Source organism: Micromonospora sp. NPDC050187 (assembly GCF_044459745.1).
Classification (GTDB): domain Bacteria; phylum Actinomycetota; class Actinomycetes; order Mycobacteriales; family Micromonosporaceae; genus Micromonospora.
Genome location: NZ_JBITJH010000037.1, coordinates 23,049 through 44,564, shown reverse-complemented (window position 1 = coordinate 44,564; position 21,516 = coordinate 23,049). Strand labels below are relative to the sequence as shown.

Here is a 21,516-nt window from a genome sequence, read left to right as displayed (position 1 = left end):
GCTCAACGGACGACCCCGGCAAACCCTGGGATGGCAGAATCCTGCCGAAGCACTCCACCAGCACCTCGTCGCAACAGCCACTTGAAACCGCCCACCCGGACAGGCCGGGATGCCGCAAGTCGTGTCGATCATCGGCCGGTCCGGGGCGGGGCGGGGGCGTGGGCGTGGGTCAGGGGCGGGGGCGGGTGAGCAGGTGGGTCAGTGAACGGGCGACCAGGTCGTTCCGGGCCGCCGGAGCCAACCCCTCCAGCCCGAACCCGAGGTAGACGGTGTCGGCGGTGACCACCGCCGCGCCCTCCTCGAAGGCCCGCTGGCTGCGTGACCAGTCGTTCGTGCCGGGCAGGGAACCGGGCGGCGGCGCGGCCACCGTCCAGCCGCCCAGGTCGGCGGTCTCGAACGACGTCTCCGCGACGGTGGCCCCGTCGACGATCACCCGGGCGTCGTCCAGGAAGACGCCGAGCCCCTGGGTGCCCCAGTCCGAGACGTACGAGATGGCCACCTCGACCCGCTTGCCGGCGTACGCCGACAGGTCGACCGAGAACTCCTTCCAGCCGTTGGACGCGCCGGTGGCGGCGTGCCACTGCCCGGTGCTGCCGGTCGGCGAGCAGTCCGTGCCCTGGTAGTGCAGGAGGAACGGGTGCAGCTCGGTGGCCAGCCCGCTCTCGCAGCTGTCCCCGGTGTCGGTGCTGGTGTGGCCGTTGCGGTCCGGCAACGTGGTCCAGTCGTCGGTGCCCACCTCGTGCGCCTCGACGATCATGAAGTCCCAGTTCGGCTCGATGTCGTACGAGGCGAAGAAGCGCAGCTCACCGCTGGTCGCCGAGGTCAGGTCGACGGTCCGGGTGAGCCGCTTGTACGCCTCGTCGGCCCGGCCGCTGTAGAGGTACCACTCGCCGGTGCGCGGGTCGAACGGCGCGCCGCCGGGTCGGACCCAGTCCACCGTCGTGGCGGCGGAGAACTGCGGGAACTCGTCCGGCGGCAGGAAGCTCGACGTGCTGAGCAGGGACGCCGTGTGGTCCTGGTTGCCGGCCGAACCGGGCGCGTTGAGGGTGCCCTGGAAGCCGGCGAACGCCCCCTCGGAGCCCCGCACCGGGTACGGGGTGCCGTCCGCGCTGCCGCCGTCGCTGACGTAGTTGTACGCGCCCAGCCAGTACTGCTGGAAGTCGTTGGACAGCGGCAGGCAGGTGGTGTCGTCCGGGTCGGTGCACTCGGCCGGCGCGGTCGGCTGGTAGACGTAGGCCCCGTCGGACGCCTGCGCGTACAGCGCGTACTTCCCGCTGACCAGCACCTTCCCGCCCTCGTTGAGGTAGTCCCGGACGGCCAGTTCGGTCTCGGCCGCGGCGCGGGCCGCCGTGCCGGGAACCTGGCCGGGGGAGCGGGGGATGACGTCGTCGCCGGTCTCCCACACCACCGCCCGGTAGTGCGACAGCACGCCCAGGTGGTGCGGGGCCGTCCGGCCCATCCGGTCGACGTCGTACACGTCGCTGCGGCGCCCGGCGGCGGTCAGCGCGGCGACCACCTCGTCGGCGTACTTCGCGCCGGTCCCGTCCTGCTCCGGGCTGAGGCCGGTGACGTCCTCGGCGGCGAGCACCAGCACCTCCCCGCCGATGTCGGTGTGCACCCGGTAGGTGAAGTGCTCGCTGGCGACCACCCCCCGGCCGCGTTTGGCGCCGGTGAACCAGACCTCCACCCGGTCGCCCGGCCTCGCCCCGGTGACCGTGCCGCGCAGCTCGGCGTAGTAGTCGTCGTGGGTGTCGCCGTACCGTTCGCCGCCGCGCCACTCGCGTACCGCGACGGTCTTCGGCCGGCCGCCGTTGACCGTGTAGTGCATGCGCACGTTCGCCAGCGCCCGCCGGGTGATCGCGGCGACCTGCTGGGTGCGGCCGTACGAGGTGTCGAAGGCGTCGACCACGAAGTCCGGGGTGCTCCGGCCGACCACCGAGACCGGGTCGTCCGGATCGTGGGTGGACTTCGCGACCGCGAGCGCGAACGGCAGGTTCTTCGCCACCTCGGCGGCGATCAGCTTCTCGTCGTCGGGGAAGACGAAGCTGCTGACGCAGTCCTCGGGATGCCACTGGTCGTCCGGGTCGGACGCGGCGGCGACCTGGCAGGTGGACATCTCCGGGGTGAAGCCGAGCGCGCCGTACCGCGCGACGGCGTGGCTGTCGGTGTCGCCGTTGGTGGTGTACAGCTCGGCGGAGAGGTCCGGGTCGTAGCCGGGCACGGCCGAGTGGTCGTCGTCGCCGACCATCGCCTGGTAGATCAGGTCGTCCGGGGTGGGGGTGGCGACCTGCCAGCCGAGGCCGTAGAGCAGCAGGTTCGCCGCCGAGTGGTAGTTGACGAAGAACTCGAAGCCGACCCGGCGGAAGAGCCGGTCCAGGGCCTGGGTCTCCGGCTCGGAGTTGGGGCCGGGACCACGGTAGGTGTCGCTGGCCGGGTCCGGTGAGGACCCCTCGTTGTCGTATCCCCACCTGAAGGCGAAGTTGCGGTTCAGGTCGACCCCGTCGGCGGAGGTGATCTTCCCGTCGCCGTCGTTGTCGCGCAGGTTCTTGCGCCACAACCGGTTGCCGGGGGTGAAGGTGTGGTCGTACCCGTCGGGGTTGGCCACCGGCAGGAACCACAGCTCGGTGGTGTCCACCAGCCGGGTGATCTCCCGGTCGCGGCCGTAGTTGTCCAGGACGTGGTGCATCAGCCGCCGGGTCATCTCCGGAGTGATCCACTCCCGGGCGTGCTGGGTGCTGGCGTAGAGCACCGCCGGCCGTCGGCCGTCCGGCACGGTCCGGGCGTTCTTGGTGACCTTGACAGCGAGGATCGGCTTGCCCTGGTGGGTGCGGCCGAGGGTCTCCACCTTGGTCAGCTTCGGGTGGCGCGCGGCGGTGGCGGTGATCTCGTCCCGGATGCCACCCGGCGCGGAGTACGGGCGGAACGCGGTCCAACCGTCGGCGGCCTGCTCGCGCAGCGCCCGGGAGGCGTCCCGGCCGTCGACCTGCTTCACCCGCAGCGGGACGCCGATGCTGGTCAGCCGGTCGGCCTGCCGCCGGCTCAGCACGGTCTCGACCGTGGTGTCGCCGCCGGGGCCGGTGCCCCGGTGGTCGTGGCCGAGGTCGACGCCGGCGGCGCGCAGCTGTTCGCGCTGCTCGGGGTTGACCGTACCGACGTACACCTCCAGGCCGTCGTCACGACCGCCTGGGTCGGACGGTGGCCGCGCGCTCGCCGGAGCGGTCAGCGCCAGTGCGCCGACCAGGGTGAACACGCCGGCGACCGCCAGCCGTGTGCGCCTCATCGCGGCTCCCTTCGGTGGGGAAGGACCTCTGGTGGCGAGCCTTCCGGAAGCGCTTGACGCATGTCAATGAGTCGATCGGATTGTCGCCTCGCCCTGGCCGGCTCGTTGGCGCGAAGGGGTCGCCGCCTGGGCCGGTGGACCGGGTCGTGATCGGCGGGCCGACTGATCCGTACCCGATTAGCACATTTTGTCGTTGTGGGGGAGTGCGGGACAGGAGGGAAGGCCCGATGAGCGTGGGGTACGAGAGTTCGCTGCCGGTCGTGCCCGAACGCGCCGGAAGCCGGCCGCCGACGGCGCGACCTGCCGCCGACGCGGCGCCCACGACGCCCGACGTGCGCGTCGGGGTGCGCGACGTCGCGATGGTGCTGCCCCTCATCGCCTTCCCCGCGGCCACCGCGCTGGACGCCTCGGGTGTGCTGGCCGACCTGGGGGTGCCCCTGTCCGGCGAGGCCGGCCCGCTGCGCCATCTGTTCCTCTACGCCGACCTCGCCGCCGTCGCGGTGCTGATCGTGGTGACCTGGGCCGCCCGGCGTTTCCGGGCACCGGCGGGAGCGCTGCCGTTCCTCATGTTGCTCCTGTCGTTCCTGCCCGGCTTCGCGTTGACGTCCGTCGGCGGGTACCAGTCCGGCAAGACGCTGCAGATGCTGACCACGACCCCGGCGTTCGTCGTCGCCACGCTCCTCGTGGTCGACCGACCGGCCCGGCGGGTGGCGCTGCTGTGGGCCAGCGCGGGCATCGGGGTGCTCATCGCGCTACTGGCGATGCTCCGTCCCGATCCGGTCTACCAGGCCGTCGACACGGTCGTCCTGGCCGGCACCGTCTCGATCACCACGGCCCGGCTCATCGGGTACGGCGTGGTGGGCCTGCTCTGTCTGGGTGTCCTGGTGCGCCGGCTGCGACTGGTGGCGCTGCTCGGCGCCGTGGCGCTCGCCGTGCCGCTGCTGATGACCGGCTCCCGGGGGCCGCTCGTCGCGCTGGCCCTCGCCGGTCTCGTCCTCGCCGTCACCGTCAGCGGCACCCGCCGCTGGCGGCTGCTGCCGCCGCTGGTCGGCCTGGGCGGCGTCACCGCCCTGACCGTCGCGACGGTCCTGCCGGAGGAGCTGACGTCACGCTTCTCGGTGCTCTGGGGCGGGCCGCTGGACGCCTCCGCGGAGACCCGGGTGATGCTGTCCCGGCTGGCCGCCGAGGTCTTCCTGGAGCGCCCGCTCGGACTGGGCTGGGGTGGCTTCGGCTCCGTGGTGCCGGGCGGCTCGCTGATCGTCCTGCCCGGCCTCGAGGACGCCATCTATCCGCACAACCTGCCGCTCGAGGTGGCGGTGGAGGGCGGTCTCGTCGCGCTGGCCGGGCTGGTGCTGCTGGTGGTGGCCGCCGCCCGGGTGCTGTGGAGGTGCCGGACGGATTCCTCCGTGGTCGCCGCCGCCGCCCTGTTGACCTTCGCCTTCGTCAACTCGCTGTTCAGCGCGGACCTCAACGGCAACTACCTGGTGTGGGTGTTCGCCGCCGCCGTGCTGGCCGCCGGGGGGCGGGCTCCGCGTCATGACCGGCCGGAGTGGGCGCGCCCGGTGGCGGTGGTGTCGCCCCGGGAGGCCGGGGCACGATGAGACGACCCGCCGTACCGAGCCGGGACCGCGTGCAGACGGCCGCGCTCATGATGGCGGCGCAGGCCGTGAACCTCGCCGGCATCCTGCTGGTCACCCGCCTCTACACTCCCGCCGCCTTCGGTCGCTACGCGGCGGTGGCGGCGGTGGCGGCGGTGGCCGGTGGAGCCGGCGCGCTGCGACTCGACGTGGCCGCCACCACCGCAGGCGACCGGGACGCCCCGCTGCTCCTGCGGATCGCCGCCCGGCTGAACGGCGTCGTCGGCGTCGTCGTGGCGCTGCTCGCGGTGGCGTGGGCGGCGATCGTCGGTGACCTCGACCGTCCCGCGCTCGTCGAGGCGGTCGTGCTCGGTGCGCTGACCACGGCCCTGGGCCTGTCCGGCACGATGGTCTACGCCCGGGTCCGGGACCGCCGCTACCGTCTGGTCGCGGTGGTGAAGCTCGCCACCGCTCTCGTGCAGAGCGTCGCGATGGTGGCCTTCGCGCTGCTCGGTGGCCGCTCGGCGACCGCGTTGCTGGCCGCCACGGCACTGGGCTACGCGACCGGCGCGCTGCTGCTGTTCCGCCCGCGTCGGCCGGCCGCCGGGGTGGGTGTCCGGGACGTGCTGCGGCGGCACCGACCGTTCATGACCGCCTCCGCCCCGGCGAGCCTGATCAACGGCCTGACCCTCAACGTTCCCCTGTTCTTCGCCGCCGCCGTGAGCAGTGTCGCCGCGGCGGACCTGGCCCTGGCCCTGCGGGTCGGCGCGCTGCCGTCCGCGCTTCTCGGTCAGGCCCTGATGCCCATTCTGTTCGGCGAGATCGCCCACCAGTTGCGGTCCTCGCCCCGGCGCGCCCGCACCAGCTACGACCGCGCGCTGGTCGGACTAGCGGTCGCCGGTGCCGTGCTGCTGACCGGACTCGCGGTCGGCACGCACCTCGCCGCGCCGCTCGTCTTCGGTCCGGAGTGGGCCGGCGCGGCGACGGTGTTGCTGCTCCTGTTGCCGTTCCTGGTCGGGCAGTTCGCCGCCGTCCCGCTCAGCCAGACCCTGGCCGGCACCGGCGGCAACCGGCAGCAGCTGCTCTGGGACGTCGGGCGACTGCTGACGACGGGGCTGGTCTTCCTGCCGGCCCTGGCCGGCTGGATCAGCTGGCCGGTGTCCCTGCTGTCGTTCTCCCTCGCGATGGTCGGCTGGTACGGCGTCCACGTCGTGCTGACCCGCGCGGCCCTGGCCCGCGCCTGTCCCGTCGAGGACCGTCCGGCGGACGACGCTGCGCAGCGCCCACCGGACGGGGAGCGCGCTGCGGACCGTCCGGTCGGGACCGCCCAGCGGGGCAGCACCGAGCCACTGACGCCGGTGGGGAGCAACTCGACCGTCGGTGAGCAGGCGTGACGGGGCGACGCGGTACCCGGCCACCCCGACGAACCCACACGGAGGAAGCATGATCGTCGACGCAGACATGATCACCACCGCGCACTGGCGGCTGCGGGTGCCGACGGCGGCGCCCGCAGGCCGGACGGTGTGCGTGCCCACCGTCCACCCGGTCGGCGACCGGCGGGTGCTCCGCTGCGCCCAGGCGGTGCTGGACGCCGGCTTCGACGTCCACCTGATCTGGCTCGGGGGCGAGCCGGGCGAGTCCCGCCCCCACCCCCGGGTACGGGAGACCCGGCTGCCCGAACCGACCTCGGTGCGACAGCGGCTGCGGCTCGTGCCGGCGGTCGCGGCGGTGGCCGGACGGGTCCCCGCCGACCTGTGGCACATCCACGACTACTACCTGCTGCCGCACGCCCGGCGCTGGTCCCGCCGCACCGGTCGACCGGTGCTGTACGACGTCCACGAGTACTACCCCGAGTACTACTCGCAGCGGTTCGCCGCCCCCGCGCCGGTGCAGCACGCCGCCCGCCGGCTGGTGGCCGGTGCGGAGCGGTGGTACGCCGGCCGGCTCGGGGCCGCCAACGCGGTCAGCGAGCAGTTGGCCGACCGGTTCCGGGCGCTCGGCCTGCCCGCCGTGGCCACCCCGAACTACCCGTCGGCCGACGCCTTCGCCCGGCCGGCCCGGCCACTCACCCCGGACCTGCTGCGCCGGGTCGTCCACACCGGCAGCCTGACCACCGACTACGGGGCGGACGTGCTCGTCGGCCTGGCCGTGGAGTTGGCGCGGCGGGCGCCCGAGGTGGAGGTGCTGGCGGTCTCCCGGTTCCCCAGCGAGTCGGCCCGACGACGGTTCACCGAGGCGGTGGAGCGGGCGGGTCGCCCGGCGAACCTCAGGATGCTGGACCCGGTGCCGGCACACGAGGTGGCCGACCTCCTGGCCACCTGCGGCATCGGCCTGTCCCTGATGCAGGACGTGGGGGAGGCCCGGCTCTCGGTCAACTCCAAGTTCTACGAGTACGCGATCATGGGGCTGGCGGTGGTCACCTCGGACCTGCCCGCCGCCCGCCACTTCGTCGAGAACCACGCGGTGGGGCGCTGCGTGCCACCGGCCCGCCCGGACAGCTTCGCCCAGGCGGTCACCGACCTCGTCGCCGACGCCGAGGCGACCTGCGCTGCGGTGAACCGGGCCGCCGCACGGGCCCGGGAGGAGCTGTCCTGGGAGCGGACCTGCGCGCCGCGCCTGCGGGCGCTCGTCCGTCACCTGCTGGACGTGGGTGGCGGGCTGCCCGGTCAGGTCGTTCCGCGGCCCACCTCGGTCGGCGTCGACCGGTCGTAGCGGTGGGGGACTCAGTCAGGGACGGGGTGCGGCACCCGGGGTGGGACTGACCGCGTAGACCAGGTTGTTCCCCGCGTTGCTGCCGACGCCGTCCGCGCCCGCGGCGACGTAGCAGTCGTGCAGGCTGTTGCCCGGAGCCTGGAGGATCCAGCCGAAGCGGACCCGGAAGGCGACGCCCGCGATCTCGTTGCCCCGGCAGGGAGCCACCGAGCCGTCGGCGGTGGTGCCCTGGGTCCCGTTGCTCAGCGAGACGCCGTACCCGGGACTGGAGACCGTGCCGGTGACGAACCTGTTGTGGCATCCCCCGACCACCGCCAGCGCGGGAGCCAGGGAATCGGTGATGCTGACGGTGAAGTCGGTGACCAGGTTGTCGTCGTTCGGGCCGTCCCAGCCCTCCTCGGCCGCGTTGGACCGGTTGTCGAGGTACACGGCCGTCCACGTCGCGCCCGTGACGCAGACGCCACGGACCCGGTTGCGCCGGCAGCCCTGGTACAACCACAGCGCGCTGCCCTTGACCGTCTCCGGCGTGCCGCAGCCGTGCAGGTGCAGGTCCACCAGTGTGCAGTCGCTGGCGCCCCGGGTCAGCGCGAAGCCGTTCTCGGCGTTGCGGATGGTCATGTTCTCCACCCGTCCCCACCGGACCAGGCGCCAGGTGACCGCGAAGAGGGAGCGGACCGCGCCGCCCCAGACCTTGTTCCCGTCGATGGTGAGGCCGTCGATGGTGGGCCGCACGCAGCCGACCGAGACGGCCACCCCGGTGGCACCGATCAGGGCGGGCGTGTCGAGGGTGACCGTCGTGCCGGTCACCCCGACCACGAGGGCGTACAACCGGCGGGCCACCCCGAAGGACGCCGTGGTGGTGTGCGGGGCGGGGGTCGTGCCGTACGCGCCCCGGGTGACACCGGTCAACGTGGCGCCGCTGAGTCCGGTGTAGGTGACGAGTTCGTTGTCCACCTGGAGGGTGCCGAGCACCGGGAACCCGGTGGCGGACGCCAGCGTGATGCCGCTGGTCTGCGTCGCGGTGATCGGCCCGACCAGGCGGGTGAACTGGGTGTCCAGGATCCCTCCGACCGCCTGGACGGCGACCACCGCGTCCACCCGGATGCCGGCACCGGAGGCGACGGTGAGCTGTCGGCCGCCGGCCGCGATCGAGCCCTTGGTGGTGGTGACCCGGGTGGCGAGCACCTCGGGGCAACTGCCCGTCGGGACTGCGCAGCGTCACGCCGGGCATGACGAACCCCACGCCGCCGTCCTGGACGATCCCCTTCACCTGGTAGGTGCCCGGCGGCGCGGTGACCTGGCCGCCCCCGGCGTTCCGGGCCGCGTCGTTGGCGGCCTGGAAGGCGTCCCGGTTCACCGTCCAGGTCGCGTCGGGGCTGGCCCCGAAATCAGCGGCGTCGAACATCGGTCCTCCTCGGGAGAAGTGGCGGATCCCGGCCACGGGGCGCCGGTCAGGCTACGGAGCGCCCCTCGTTCCCGGAGTCGGCTTTCTGACCCGCGTGTCCCTGTCGTGGGAATTTGCCCGGTATGCGTTTCTTCGCGTCTTCGGTGGTCGTTGTTCGGGCGTCATGACATGTGTGAACGACGAAACGGGGGCTCCGCGTGACCGTGTTGCCTGCCGGGTGCCGGGTATTGATCACCGGTGGCACCGGCTCCTTCGGACAGACGATGGTGCGACGCCTGCTCGATCGGGACGTCGCCGAGATCCGGGTGCTCAGCCGGGACGAGGCCAAACAGGACGCCATGCGCCGGGTGCTCGGTGACGACCGGATCCGCTACCACGTCGGCGACGTCCGGGACCTCGACTCCGTCCGGAACGCCACCCGGGACGTCGACCACGTCTTCCACGCCGCGGCGCTCAAACAGGTGCCGTCCTGCGAGTTCTTTCCCTTGGAGGCGGTCCGGACCAACGTCCTGGGCAGCGCCAACGTGATCGAGGCGGCGGAGCACCACGGCGTCGGGTCGGTGGTGCTGCTCAGCACGGACAAGGCGGTCCACCCGGTCAACGCCATGGGGATCAGCAAGGCACTGATGGAGAAGGTCGCCCAGGCGTACGCCCGGAACAACCCGCGTAGCCGGACCACCGTCTCCTGCGTCCGGTACGGCAACGTCATGTACTCCCGGGGCTCGGTGATCCCGCTCTTCGTCGAGCAGATCCGGGCCGGGCGTGCGCCGACGGTCACCAACCCGGCGATGACCCGGTTCCTGATGTCGCTGGACGACTCCGTCGAGCTGGTCGAGCACGCCTTCACCCACGCCCGCCCCGGTGACGTATTCGTCCACAAGGCGGTGGCCTGCACGATCGGCGACCTCGCCGAGGCCGTCTGCCAGCTCTTCGACGTGCCTGCCAAGATCGAGATGATCGGCGTACGGCACGGCGAGAAGCAGGACGAAACCCTTGCCAGCGGGGAGGAACTCGCCCGCGCCGACGACTTCGGCGACTTCTTCCGGGTGCCGCTCGACGCCCGCGACCTGAACTACGCGCTCTACGTCACCGAGGGCGACCTCGGCGGCACCCCGGCCGAGGACTTCACCTCGGCCAACGCGCCCCGGCTGGACGTACCGCAGATCGTGGACCTGCTCCGCACACTCCCCGAGATCCGCGCGGAGCTGGCGCTGCGCGACCCGGTGCTGGCATGTTGAGGGTCGCGGTCACCGGGGCGGGCGGCTTCCTCGGCTGGCACGTCCGGGTGCTCGCCCGGGCGCTCGGCTGGCCGGAGCCGGTCGTGCTCACCCGCGCCGACCTGACCGACCCGGCGACCGTGGCCGCCCGGATCGCCGGCGTGGACCGGCTGCTGCACCTGGCCGGGGTCAACCGGGGCGACCCGACCGAGGTGGCCGCCGGCAACGTCCGGCTGGCCGCCGCCCTCGCCCGGGGCCTGGAACGCTGCCCGGAGCCGCCGGGTGCCGTGGTCTACGCCAACTCGGTGCAGGCCGGCAACGGCACTCCGTACGGCGACGCGAAGGCAGTCGCCGCGGCCGCCCTGGCCGCCGTCCGCCCCGACCTGGTCGACCTGCGCCTGCCCAACCTGTACGGCGAGCACGGCCTGCCGTACTACAACTCGGTGGTGGCCACCTTCTGCCGGCTGCTCGCCGAGGGCGGCCGGCCCGAGGTGCACCACGACCGCGAGCTGACCCTGGTGCACGTCACCGACGCGGCGGCCCGGCTGCTGGGCGCGCCCGCCGGTCACCCCTGGGACGCCACCATGCCCGGGTTGCGCGTCGGGATACGGGAGCTGGCCGGGTTGCTCAGCGGCTTCGCGGCCACCTACCGCACCGGGGAGATCCCCGACCTGCCGGACCGCCACGCGGTACGGCTGTTCAACACCTACCGGTCGCACTGCTTCCCGGCGCACTACCCGGTGCCGCTGCCCCGCCGCTCCGACGCCCGGGGCGACCTGGTCGAGGCGGTGAAGGCACACGGCGGCGGGGGGCAGACCTTCTGCTCCACCACGCGACCCGGGGCGGTCCGGGGGGAGCACTTCCACCTGGCCAAGCTGGAACGGTTCTGCGTGCTCCGGGGCTCGGCGGAGATCCGGCTGCGCCGGGTCGGCGACGACACCGTGGTCCGGTTCCCGGTCAGCGGCGACGGCCCGGTGGTGGTGGACATGCCGACGATGTGGACGCACCACATCGTCAACACCGGCCCGGACGACCTGCTCACGCTCTTCTGGACCAACGAGCTCTTCGACCCGGCCCGCCCGGACACCTGGCCCGAGCCGGTCGGGCAACCCGCCTGCGAGCCGGCCGCCGCCCTGGCCGGCTGACCGCCCACCCCCCGGACGCCCGAGCCCCGCCGACCGTCACGGTCGGCGGGGCTCTTCGGGCGCCGGGTCAGCGGCCGAGGACGGCCTGCACGGTGCGGGCCAGGATCAGCAGGTCCCCGAGGAAGCTGCGGGTCTCGACGTACCGCACGTACAGCTCCACCTTGCGCGGCAGCACCACCGAGACGTAGTACTCCTCCGGCCGGTCCGCGCGCGCCAGCTCCGCCGACTCGTTGCGGTAGGCGATCGACGCCGGGTCGGTGATGCCCGGACGGACGGACAGGATGCGCCAGCGGGCCACCGACGGCCAGTGGTCGACGTAGCACCGGACCTCGGGACGGGGACCGACCAGACTCATCCGACCGAGCAGCACGTCGTAGAGCTGGGGCAGCTCGTCGAGCTTGCTGGCCCGCAGCAGCCGACCGATTCGGGTGATCCGGTCGTCACCGTCGGAGGTGACCTCCGGACCGGGTGCGGCCCGCATGCTGCGGAACTTGTGGATGTGGAAGGGGCGGCCCCGTCGGCCGGTGCGCTCCTGCCGGAACAGCACCGGTCCGCCGTCCTCGAAGCGGATCGCCACGGCGATCACGAGCAGCAGCGGAGCACAGAGCACCAGCCCCACCGTCGCGCAGACGATGTCGAAGAGTCGTTTGATCATTGCAGGACCTTGCTGACGGTACGGATGACGAGATCCACCTGCTCGTCGTCCATCGCCGAGAAGAGCGGCAGGCTGACCACCCGCGCGAACTCCCGGCTGGCGACGGGGAACATGTCGTCGGTCAACGCGAGCCAACGACGCCAGTGGGTGTGCTGGTGCAGCGGGATGAAGTGGACGCTGCACCCGACGCCGAGCCGGGACATCTCCACGATGAACCGGTCCCGGTCGACCGGGGCGTCCGGCCGTAGCCGGACCACGAAGAGGTGCCACGCGTGCACGTCCGCCTCCGGCGCGGGGGCCGGCAGGTCCAGCGGCAGACCGGCGAACGCCGCCCGGTAACGGCCGGCGACCTCCTCCCGTCGCTGCCGCATCGACTCGGCACGATCGAGCTGCACCAGTCCCATCGCCGCCGCCGGGTCGGTCAGGTTGCTCTTGAACCCGGCGTCGACCACGTCGTACCGCCAGGCGGGCCGGTCGCTGCGGTAGCGGTCGAAGCCGTCCCGGTCGAAGCCGTGCAGCCGCATCACCCGGACCCGGCGGGCGAGGTCGGGATCCCGGGTGACCAGCATGCCCCCCTCGCCGGTGGTGATGGTCTTGGTGGCGTAGAAGCTGAAGACCGTCGCGGCGGTCGGGCCGGCGCCGACCGGCACGCCTCCGCTGGCCGCGGGGAAGGCGTGCGCGGCGTCCTCCACCACGGCCACGCCGTGCCGGCGGGCGAACTCGTGCAACCGCGCGCCGTCGACCGGCTGGCCGGCGAAGTGCACCGGCAGGACGGCGACCGTGCGCCCGGTGACCTTGCGGGCGGCGTCGTCGAGGTCGATGTTGAGGGTCACCGGGTCGACGTCCACCAGCACCGGGACCGCGCCGACGTGCACCACCACCTCGGCGGTGGCGGTGAAGGTCCAGGTCGGGACGAGGACCTCCGTGCCCGGGCCCACCCCCAGCGCCTCCAGTGCGAGGTGCAGGCCGGCGGTCGCCGAACTCAGCGCGACGGCGGTGAGGCCCGGTCCGCAGTACGTGGCGAACCGCTCCTCGAACTCGCGCACGAGCGGACCGCTGGAGAGCCAGCCGGACCGGATCGCCGACGTGACGGCGGCGATCTCCGCCTCCCCGACGTCGGGCAGCGCGAAGGGAAGAGTGCGGTCATCCATACCGGTCCTCCTGCATATGTGTTTTACGCACCAATTGATGCGGCTGAGGATAAACTGCGGATGTCCGGTAGATGCCTGATTTCACGTATTGCAGCTGTTTGGGAATGAGGTGAGGGTGTGCGGCTCGGCCTGCTCAGCCAGTGGTTCGACCCGGAGCCCGGTCCGGCCGCGCTGCCCGGCGTCCTCGCCCGTGGCCTGGCCGCCCGTGGCCACGACGTACAGGTGCTCACCGGCTTCCCGAACTGGCCCACCGGGCGGCTCGCCCCCGGTTACCGGATGACCCGCCGCGCCGACGAGGTCGTCGACGGCGTCCACGTCCGGCGGGTGGCCCTCTACCCCAGTCACGACCGCTCGGCCCTGCGTCGGCTGACCACGTACGGCTCGTTCGCCGCGTCCGCACTGGTCTCCGGCACGTCCGCGTTGCGCGGCCTCGACGCGCTCTGGGTGAGCAACTCGCCGATCACCGTCGCGCTGCCGATGTGGTTCGTCCGGTACGCCCACCGGGTGCCGGTCGTGCTGCACGTGCTGGACCTGTGGCCGGACAGCGTCCGGGCCAGCGGCTTCCTCGACGCCGGACGCGACGGGCGTCCGCTCGCCGAGCGGGCGATGCACACCTGGTGTGCGGCGATGTACCGGGCCGCCGCCCGGGTCGCCTACATCTCGCCCGGCGTCGGTGACCTGCTCGCCCGCCGTGGGGTGCCGGAGGAGAAGCTCGTGCACATTCCGATGTGGGCCGACGAGACCCCGACGCCCCCGGCTCCCGACCTGCGCGCCGAACTCGGCATCACCGCCGACCGCGTCGTGCTGGTCTACGCCGGCACGCTCGGCGAGGCCCAGGGCCTCGACACCCTGGTCGACGCCTGCGCCCAGGTCGACGACCCCCGGCTGCTCTGCCTGGTCGCCGGCTCCGGCACCGCCGAACGGCGACTGCGGGACCGGGCCTCGGCGGTCGGCCTGACCAACCTCCGGTTCCTCGGACGACTGCCCCGGGACCGGATGCCCGCCCTGATGGCGGCGGGCGACGTCCACTACGTCGGGCTCCGGGCGGGCGGTATGTCGGCGTACACCATGCCGAGCAAGGTCCAGGCCACCCTCGCCGCCGGTCGGGCCCTGCTGGTCGCCGCCGATGGGGATGCCGCCACGGTCGCGCGGGACAGCGGAGCGGGGATCACCGCCCGACCCGGCGTCCCGGAGTCGGTCGCCGCCGCCATCCGCGAGGCGTGCCAGCTCGGCCGGGAGAAGCTGCACCTGCTAGGAGCGGCCGGTCGGGAGTACTACCAGCGCACCTTCTCCGTCGCCGCCGGGGTCACCCGGATCGAGGCGGCGTTGCGGGAGGCCGTGGCGACCGGAGGACGCCGATGACCGGAGCCGACCTCGCCCCACTGACCGGCCACGACGTGTCCGCCGCCGCCGACCTGCACCTGCGGGCCTTCCCGAAGTTCTTCCTGTCCAGCCTGGGCGCGCCGTTCCTGCGGGAGTTCTACGCCGGGTTCGTCGACGACCCGGACGCGGTCACCGTCGTGTCGCGAAGCGAGGACGGCCGGCTGCTCGGGCTCGTGGTCGGCACCGTCACGCCCGACGGCTTCTTCGGTCGGCTGCTGCGCCGGCGCGGCCACCGGATGGCCGTGGCCGCCGTCCGTCCCGCCCTGCGCGACCCCCGCGCCGTCGGTCGGCTGGTACGCGGCATCGCGTACCGGGGGGACGTCCCGGTCGCGGCGCGTGGAGCGCTGCTCAGCTCGATCTGCGTCGACCCGGCGGCGGCCGGCGGCGGTCAGGGCCGGCAGTTGATCGACGCGTGGTGGCGGCGGGTGCGGGAGCGCGGGGTGTACGACGCCTACCTGACCACCGACGCCGACGACAACGACCGGGTCAACGCCTTCTACCGGCGGGCCGGATGGACGTTGGTGGGGGACTACGCCACCCGGGAAGGGCGGCGGATGAACTGCTACGCCGTCTCGGTCGGTTCGGCCGTCGGATCAGGGACGCGTCGGATCGATCTCTGACGGGTAAAGTGCTGCGGCCGGCGGCAGGTACGCCGCCCGACCGCAGGGAGCCCGTCCGTGCTGCACTTGAGGATCATCACGCCGGCCGACCGGTCCGAGGCGGTGGCCGACCTGCTCGCCGCCGATCCGGGAGTGGCCCACCTGGCCGTCCTCCCGGGAGCGGCCCGCCAGCCGGTCGGTGACCTGATCCTCTGCGACGTGGTCCGGGAGAGCGCCGACCATGTGCTGCACCGCCTCCAGGAACTCGGCGTGGAGGCCCGGGGCGGGGTCAGCGCGGACGACGTGGAGCTGACCCTCTCCTCGGCCGCCGAGCGGGCCGCCCGGGAGGCACCCGGGCACGCCGACGACGCCGTCGTCTGGGACGAGATCGCCGCCAAGACCGGCGAGCAGACCGAACTGTCCGGCACCTACCTCGTGCTGATCGTCGTCGCCACCATGCTCTCCGGCATCGCGGTGCTGCTGGACCAGCCGATCCTCATCGTCGGCGCGATGGTGGTCGGCCCCGAGTTCGGGCCGCTCGCCGCGCTCTGCGTCGCCCTGCTGCGCCGCAAGCCCCGGATCATCGTCCGGTCGGTGCAGGCCCTGGTGGTCGGCTTCCTGGCGGCGATCGTGGCCACCATCCTGAGCACCTGGGCGCTGACCGCCGCCGGCCTGGTCGACCGGGGGATGCTGCTCGCCGAACGGCCGGTGACCGACTTCATCTGGCGTCCCGACGCGCTTTCCTGGGTGGTCGGCCTGCTCGCCGGGATCGCCGGCATGCTCTCGCTCACCTCGAAGAAGTCCGGCAGCCTGGTCGGCGTGCTGATCTCGGTGACCACCGTGCCGGCCGCCGCGAACGCGGCGGTCGCCCTGGCCTACGGCGTGTGGCACGAGGCGGGCGGCTCGATGCTCCAACTCCTGATCAACATCTGTGCGATCGTGGTCTCCGGGCTGCTCACCCTGGCCGTGCAGCAACTCTGGTGGTGGCATGTGGCCCGGCGTACCACCGGACCGGTCACGGCCAGTCGTCCCCTGCGTCGAGTCGCCGGGTGAGCAGCTCCCGCAGCGGGACGGAGTCGCCGTCCCGGCCACCCTCCCCGACGATCAGCGGCGCGGGATGGGGCTGCGGCGTCGCCCCGAACAGCCGGGACCGCAGGCCACCCGGGACGGTCAGCAGGTAGAACCGGCCCTCCACGTCCACCGCCCGGGTCGCGGCGCGGTCGACGTACCAGCCGGTCAGGCCGGTGCGGTACCGCCCGCCGCCCGAGTAGGAACCGGCCACCAACGGAATCGGTCGCAGTCCGCGCCGGGTCGCCTCTGCGACGAACCAGGCGACCACCTGGGCGGCCTCGGCCTGCTCGACGGCGCGTCGCCGCTCGTCCGCAGCAGCGTGCGCCCGCACCGCACGCTGTCGCTGCTCCCGCCACTCCCGGCCGTCGCCCTCACCCACGACCCCGACGGTACGCCGCTCGGCCGTCCGCTGACGGCGCGGGCTCCCGGACCAGCCCCACGGTGCGGTGTGCCGGACGAAGCCGGCCCGGCTCCCGGCCCGTCCTCGTGCCGGCCCTCAATCCCGGCCCTCAATCCCGGCCCCGCCCGACGGCATCGTCACCGGACCGATCGGGTATCACGATCCCGCCAAGTTCCAACGTCGCCGCGGTGTTGCGAGCCCGGCCGCGGTGTTGCGGGCCCTGCCACGGCGTTGCGGCCCTGCCACGGCGTTGCGGGCCCTGCCACGGCGTTGCGGCCCGGCCACGGTCCGGGCTCCGCCCTGGCGTTCCGGGCCCCGCCATGGTCCGTCTGCGAGGTGGGGGCGGGGGACCAGGGTGGAGGGTGGCGTCCTTTGGAGCTGCCCCGTTCGTGCGCCCACCGTTCGTGCGCTCGTCCGGGCGCAGATCGGCCTCCCCATCCGACGGCAGGGACCGGTGGGGCCACAGCAGGGGCTTGCTAGGCGGTGGTGTGCGATTGCGCGGCGGCAAATCTCTGCCCCGTCTGTGCGGGCAGCTCCAAAGGACGCCGTGTGCTACCTGGCCGCCCCGCACTGATGCATCCCAAGGGCCGCCCCGACTGGCCGGGTGTGCGGGTTCAGCTCCGGCACGGACCGAACGCCGGCTGCCCCCAGCTTCCCCGGCTACCCCGGTCTGACTTCGCTGAACTCGGCTGACTCCGGCTGACTCCGGCTGACTCCGGCTGACTCCGGCTGACCTCGGCCGACCCCGGCTGGCGCCCCGCGGCCTCGGTCGGGCTCGGTCGCCGGGTCCGCATCCGGACCCGGCGACCGAGCTCAGCGCTCGAGTCGGCCGGTGCCGCTCAGGCCAGGCCGGCGCGGCGGAGGGCGTCAGCCATCGCACCGGACGGCGGCGGGGCCGAAGTTCCCCGTCCCTGGCGCTGCGGTGCGCCACCCCGTGAGCCCCGGGCGTCGCCCCGGTCCGCAGCCGAGGCACCCCGGTCGCCGCGTCCACCCCGGTCGCCGCGTCCGCCTTGGTCGCCGCGTCCGCCCTGGTCGCCCCGGGGGCCGCCACGTTCCCGCCGGCCACTCTCGGCCGGGCCGCGGCCGGCGGGCGCGCCCGGCTCGTCGTCCAGCCGCAGGGTCAGCGAGATCCGCTTGCGCGGCACGTCCACGTCCAGGACCTTGACCCGGACCACGTCACCGGACTTCACCACGTCCCGGGGGTCCTTGACGAAGGTGTGCGACATGGCCGAGACGTGCACCAGACCGTCCTGGTGCACGCCGACGTCCACGAACGCGCCGAAGGCGGCCACGTTGGTGACCACGCCCTCCAGGACCATTCCCGGGGTCAGGTCACCGATCTTCTCCACGCCCTCGACGAAGGTGGCGGTCCGGAACTCCGGTCGCGGGTCGCGCCCCGGCTTCTCCAGCTCGGCCAGGATGTCGGTGACCGTGGGCAGGCCGAAGGTGTCGTCGACGAACTCGGTCGCCCGCAGTCCACGCAGGATCGTGCTCTTTCCGATCAGCGAGCGCAGGTCCTGCCCGGTGTGCGCGAGGATGCGCCGCACCACCGGGTACGCCTCCGGGTGCACGCTGGAGGAGTCCAGTGGGTCGTCCCCGTCGGGGATGCGCAGGAAGCCGGCGCACTGCTCGAACGCCTTCGGCCCGAGCCGGGCCACCTTCTTCAGCTCCGCGCGGGTCCGGAACGGCCCGTTGGCGTCCCGGTGCAGGACGATGTTCTCGGCCAGCCCGGCGCCGATGCCGGAGACCCGGGTGAGCAACGGAGCGGAGGCGGTGTTGACGTCCACGCCGACGGCGTTGACGCAGTCCTCGACCACCGCGTCCAGCGAGCGGGAGAGCTTCACCTCGGAGAGGTCGTGCTGGTACTGCCCGACGCCGATCGAGCGCGGATCGATCTTGACCAGCTCGGCGAGCGGGTCCTGGAGGCGGCGGGCGATGGAGACCGCACCGCGCAGCGAGACGTCCAGGCCGGGCAGCTCCTGCGAGGCGTACGCGGACGCGGAGTAGACGGACGCGCCGGCCTCGGAGACCACCACCTTGGTGAGCGTCAGCTCCGGGTGCCGCTTGATCAGGTCGGCGGCGAGCTTGTCGGTCTCCCGGCTGGCCGTGCCGTTGCCGATGGCGACCAGTTCGACGCCGTGCGCGGCGGCCAGCTTGGCCAGGGTGGCGATCGAGGCGTCCCACTGCCGGCGCGGCTCGTGCGGGTAGATGGTGTCGGTGGCGACCACCTTGCCGGTGGCGTCCACCACGGCCACCTTGACCCCGGTCCGCAGCCCCGGGTCCAGGCCCATGGTGGGGCGGGTGCCGGCCGGGGCGGCGAGCAGCAGGTCGCGCAGGTTGGTGGCGAAGACCCGGACCGCCTCGTCCTCGGCCGCCTGCCACAGCCGCATCCGCAGGTCCGCGCCGAGGTGGATGAGGACCCGGGTACGCCAGGCCCAGCGCACCGTGTCGGTGAGCCAGCGGTCCGCCGGTCGACCCTGGTCGCTGACGCCGAACCGGCCGGCGATGGCCGCCTCGTAGCGGGTCGGGCCGGTGACCGGGGCGTCGGCGTCGCCGTCGGGCTCCGGATCCATGGTCAGGTCGAGCACGCCCTCCTTCTCGCCCCGCAGCATCGCCAGGATCCGGTGCGAGGGCAGCTTCGGGTACGGCTCGGCGAAGTCGAAGTAGTCGGCGAACTTGGCGCCGGCCGTCTCCTGCCCCTCGCGTACCCGGGCGACCAGCCGGCCCCGCGACCACATCTGCTCGCGGAGCGTACCGATCAGGTCGGCGTCCTCGGCGAAGCGCTCGATGAGGATGGCCCGCGCGCCCTCCAACGCGGCGGCCTGGTCGGCGACGCCCTTCTCGGCGTCGACGTAGCCGGCGGCGACGGTCTTCGGGTCCTGCGTCGGGTCGGCCAGCAGCGTGTCCGCGAGGGGCTCCAGGCCCGCCTCCCGGGCGATCTGCGCCCGGGTCCGCCGCTTCGGCTTGTACGGCAGGTAGATGTCCTCCAGCCGGGCCTTCGAGTCGGCGGCCATGATCTGCGCTTCCAGGGCCTCGTCGAGCTTGCCCTGGCTCCGGATCGACTCGAGGATCGCGGTGCGCCGCTCGTCCAGCTCGCGCAGGTAGCGCAGCCGCTCCTCGAGAGTGCGCAGCTGCGCGTCGTCGAGCAGGCCGGTGGCCTCCTTGCGGTAGCGGGCGATGAACGGCACGGTGGAGCCGCCGTCGAGCAGCTCCACGGCTGCGCGTACCTGACGTTCGGTGACGCCGAGTTCCTCGGCGATCCGCTGATGAACGGACTGGGTCACGATCTGATCCGCCTTCTCGGGTGGGGTACGCCCTGCATTGTGCCGTCTCACGCCGACACGACCGTCGTCCGGTACACGGGCGCGTCGGACGGAGCCGCTGCGCTAGCGTGGCGATCATGGAACAACCTGCGGACCCCCGGGCCCGGCGGCTCTTCGGCGGCAGCGCCCGAGCCCTGGGTGACCTCGCGGCGAGTCCGTTCCGCGCCGACCGGGACCGGATCGTGGGCTCGCCCTTCTTCACCCGCCTCGGCGGCGTGACCCAGGTGGTCAGCCCCGGCGGCTCCGGCCTGCTGGTGCACAACCGCCTCACCCACAGCCTGAAGGTCGCCCAGGTGGCCCGGGCCATCGCCGAGCGGCTCACCGCCGACGACCGGTACCGGGACCTGCTGACCGCCCTCGGCGGCTGCGACCCGGACGTGGTGGAGGCCGCCGCGCTCGCCCACGACCTCGGGCACCCGCCCTTCGGGCACCTGGGGGAGCGGGTGCTGGACCGGCTGGCCCGCCAGCGCCTCGGCCTGGCCGACGGATTCGAGGGCAACGCGCAGTCGTACCGGATCGTCACTTCGACCGAGATCGGCGGCGCGGCCACCATCGGTCTCGACCTGACCGCGGCGGTCCGGGCCGCGATGCTGAAGTACCCGTGGACCCGGCTGGACCACCCCGACCCGCACCCCCGGCACCTGGACCCGCCGCCCCGGGGCGCCGCCGCGCCGCCGGACGACCCGGCCAGCGGCTCGGTCAAGTTCGGTGCCTACCGCACCGAGCTGGACGACCTGCGGCAGGCCCGGGAGCCGTTCGCCGGCCGGATCGCCGACTGGCAGCAGACCGTGGAGGCGTCGGTGATGGACACCGCCGACGACATCGCGTACGCCATCCACGACGTGGAGGACTTCCACCGGGTCGGTGTGCTCCAGCAGGGCGCGGTGGCCGCCGAACTGATCGCCTGGCAGCGGGAGCACGGGCACTACCGGTCGGTCACCGACGCGGCGCTGACCAGCACCGCCCGCCGACCCGGCGCGGCGATCGAGCGGCTGCGCCGGCAGCTGCACCGCAAGGACGGCTGGATCGCCGACGACGAGGCGTTCGCCGCCGCCGTCGAGCACGTCCGCCGGGAACTGGTCGAGGGGCTGCTCGCGCTGCCGTTCGACGGCTCGATCGAGGCGGAGCAGTACGTCGCCCGGTTCTCCGCCCGCTGGACCACCCGCTTCGTCGACGCGATCCAGGTGGTCGAGAAGCCGTCGGTGCGTTCCGGGCACGTGCAGCTCGCCGCGCCGCAGTGGCACGAGGTGCAGGTGCTCAAGTTCGTGCACCACCGGTTCGTGCTGGCCCGACCGGATCTCGCCCTGCACCAGCGCGGCCAGGCCCGGCTGCTCGGCTCGCTGGTCGAGGCGCTCTGGGAGTGGCTGCTCGACCCCGAGGAGGAGTCCCGGCTGCCCCGCCGGCTGCACGACCTGGTGGAGCTGGCCGAGGCGGAGCTGCACCCGCGCACCTCGGACCGGTCGGCGCGGGCCCGGGGGCGGGCCATCGTCGACTTCGTCGCGCTGCTCACCGACTCACAGGCGGTGGCGATGCTGGATTCGCTCTCCGGTCGCTCGGGCGCGCTCTGGACGGACGCCTTCGTGCTCTGACCCGGCACC

At 73.3% G+C, this 21,516-nt stretch carries 15 protein-coding genes; 9 read left to right on the top strand and 6 right to left on the bottom strand.

The features are described 5' to 3' along the window. Positions 1–169 precede the first annotated feature (169 nt). A complete protein-coding gene (locus ACIBJE_RS30505; protein ID WP_396753736.1) occupies positions 170–3,280 on the bottom strand; it encodes a M14 family zinc carboxypeptidase in 3,111 nt (1,036 codons plus the stop codon). A 227-nt stretch (positions 3,281–3,507) separates the two neighbouring features. On the opposite strand from ACIBJE_RS30505, the gene ACIBJE_RS30500 reads away from it, so the two are divergent. The 3 genes from ACIBJE_RS30500 to ACIBJE_RS30490 are packed head-to-tail and all read left to right on the top strand — an operon-like array spanning position 3,508 to position 7,569. Beyond that, entirely contained in the window at positions 3,508–4,881 is a 1,374-nt protein-coding gene (locus tag ACIBJE_RS30500) for an O-antigen ligase family protein (protein WP_396753735.1), read from the top strand. After that, positions 4,878–6,251: an oligosaccharide flippase family protein gene (locus tag ACIBJE_RS30495; RefSeq protein WP_396753734.1), complete on the top strand. Its 1,374-nt coding sequence runs from the start codon at positions 4,878–4,880 to the stop codon at positions 6,249–6,251. Before ACIBJE_RS30500 ends, ACIBJE_RS30495 begins: the two co-directional genes overlap by 4 nt. Positions 6,252–6,300: 49 nt before the next feature. Beyond that, positions 6,301–7,569: a glycosyltransferase family 4 protein gene (locus tag ACIBJE_RS30490; RefSeq protein ID WP_396753733.1), complete on the top strand. Its 1,269-nt coding sequence runs from the start codon at positions 6,301–6,303 to the stop codon at positions 7,567–7,569. A gap of 15 nt (positions 7,570–7,584) precedes the next feature. Here ACIBJE_RS30490 and ACIBJE_RS30485 read toward each other — a convergent pair whose 3' ends face one another. After that, entirely contained in the window at positions 7,585–8,754 is a 1,170-nt protein-coding gene (locus tag ACIBJE_RS30485) for a hypothetical protein (protein WP_396753732.1), read from the bottom strand. A gap of 417 nt (positions 8,755–9,171) precedes the next feature. Between ACIBJE_RS30485 and ACIBJE_RS30480 the strand changes: the two genes are divergently transcribed. Beyond that, positions 9,172–10,212 carry a polysaccharide biosynthesis protein gene (locus tag ACIBJE_RS30480; RefSeq protein ID WP_396753731.1) on the top strand — a complete coding sequence of 347 codons (1,041 nt, stop codon included), beginning with the start codon at positions 9,172–9,174 and terminating at the stop codon, positions 10,210–10,212. After that, the gene (locus tag ACIBJE_RS30475) at positions 10,206–11,336 is read left to right on the top strand and encodes an NAD-dependent epimerase/dehydratase family protein (RefSeq protein WP_396753730.1); all 1,131 of its coding nucleotides are present in this window, start codon (positions 10,206–10,208) and stop codon (positions 11,334–11,336) included. Before ACIBJE_RS30480 ends, ACIBJE_RS30475 begins: the two co-directional genes overlap by 7 nt. A gap of 67 nt (positions 11,337–11,403) precedes the next feature. Here ACIBJE_RS30475 and ACIBJE_RS30470 read toward each other — a convergent pair whose 3' ends face one another. Next, positions 11,404–11,991 (bottom strand): sugar transferase, encoded by a 588-nt coding sequence (locus tag ACIBJE_RS30470; RefSeq protein WP_396753729.1) that lies wholly within the window; start codon positions 11,989–11,991, stop codon positions 11,404–11,406. Continuing rightward, positions 11,988–13,142 (bottom strand): DegT/DnrJ/EryC1/StrS family aminotransferase, encoded by a 1,155-nt coding sequence (locus ACIBJE_RS30465; protein WP_396753728.1) that lies wholly within the window; start codon positions 13,140–13,142, stop codon positions 11,988–11,990. Before ACIBJE_RS30465 ends, ACIBJE_RS30470 begins: the two co-directional genes overlap by 4 nt. 117 nt (positions 13,143–13,259) lie before the next feature. Between ACIBJE_RS30465 and ACIBJE_RS30460 the strand changes: the two genes are divergently transcribed. Genes ACIBJE_RS30460 through ACIBJE_RS30450 form a run of 3 tightly spaced genes read left to right on the top strand, consistent with a single transcriptional unit; the run spans position 13,260 to position 16,177 of the window. Beyond that, entirely contained in the window at positions 13,260–14,504 is a 1,245-nt protein-coding gene (locus ACIBJE_RS30460) for a glycosyltransferase family 4 protein (RefSeq protein WP_396753727.1), read from the top strand. Next, the gene (locus ACIBJE_RS30455; RefSeq protein ID WP_396753726.1) at positions 14,501–15,145 is read left to right on the top strand and encodes a GNAT family N-acetyltransferase; all 645 of its coding nucleotides are present in this window, start codon (positions 14,501–14,503) and stop codon (positions 15,143–15,145) included. Before ACIBJE_RS30460 ends, ACIBJE_RS30455 begins: the two co-directional genes overlap by 4 nt. A gap of 57 nt (positions 15,146–15,202) precedes the next feature. Further along, positions 15,203–16,177: a DUF389 domain-containing protein gene (locus tag ACIBJE_RS30450; RefSeq protein WP_396753725.1), complete on the top strand. Its 975-nt coding sequence runs from the start codon at positions 15,203–15,205 to the stop codon at positions 16,175–16,177. On the opposite strand, the gene ACIBJE_RS30445 is transcribed toward ACIBJE_RS30450, so the two are convergent. Next, on the bottom strand, positions 16,140–16,574 hold the full coding sequence (locus ACIBJE_RS30445; protein ID WP_396753724.1) for a hypothetical protein: 435 nt from the start codon (positions 16,572–16,574) through the stop codon (positions 16,140–16,142). The two genes, ACIBJE_RS30450 and ACIBJE_RS30445, sit on opposite strands and share 38 nt — an antisense overlap. An 860-nt stretch (positions 16,575–17,434) precedes the next feature. Further along, positions 17,435–19,879 (bottom strand): Tex family protein, encoded by a 2,445-nt coding sequence (locus ACIBJE_RS30440; protein ID WP_396753723.1) that lies wholly within the window; start codon positions 19,877–19,879, stop codon positions 17,435–17,437. 116 nt (positions 19,880–19,995) lie between these two features. Between ACIBJE_RS30440 and ACIBJE_RS30435 the strand changes: the two genes are divergently transcribed. Then, a complete protein-coding gene (locus ACIBJE_RS30435; protein WP_396753722.1) occupies positions 19,996–21,507 on the top strand; it encodes a deoxyguanosinetriphosphate triphosphohydrolase family protein in 1,512 nt (503 codons plus the stop codon). The last annotated feature ends 9 nt before the right edge of the window (positions 21,508–21,516 follow it).

Bases quoted from the DNA above. Each gene is read 5' to 3' on its own strand.
- ACIBJE_RS30505 (WP_396753736.1), bottom strand. From the start codon at position 3,280: ATGAGGCGCACACGGCTGGCGGTCGCCGGCGTGTTCACCCTGGTCGGC.
- ACIBJE_RS30500 (WP_396753735.1), top strand. From the start codon at position 3,508: ATGAGCGTGGGGTACGAGAGTTCGCTGCCGGTCGTGCCCGAACGCGCC.
- ACIBJE_RS30495 (WP_396753734.1), top strand. From the start codon at position 4,878: ATGAGACGACCCGCCGTACCGAGCCGGGACCGCGTGCAGACGGCCGCG.
- ACIBJE_RS30490 (WP_396753733.1), top strand. From the start codon at position 6,301: ATGATCGTCGACGCAGACATGATCACCACCGCGCACTGGCGGCTGCGG.
- ACIBJE_RS30475 (WP_396753730.1), top strand. From the start codon at position 10,206: ATGTTGAGGGTCGCGGTCACCGGGGCGGGCGGCTTCCTCGGCTGGCAC.
- ACIBJE_RS30470 (WP_396753729.1), bottom strand. From the start codon at position 11,991: ATGATCAAACGACTCTTCGACATCGTCTGCGCGACGGTGGGGCTGGTG.
- ACIBJE_RS30465 (WP_396753728.1), bottom strand. From the start codon at position 13,142: ATGGATGACCGCACTCTTCCCTTCGCGCTGCCCGACGTCGGGGAGGCG.
- ACIBJE_RS30455 (WP_396753726.1), top strand. From the start codon at position 14,501: ATGACCGGAGCCGACCTCGCCCCACTGACCGGCCACGACGTGTCCGCC.
- ACIBJE_RS30435 (WP_396753722.1), top strand. From the start codon at position 19,996: ATGGAACAACCTGCGGACCCCCGGGCCCGGCGGCTCTTCGGCGGCAGC.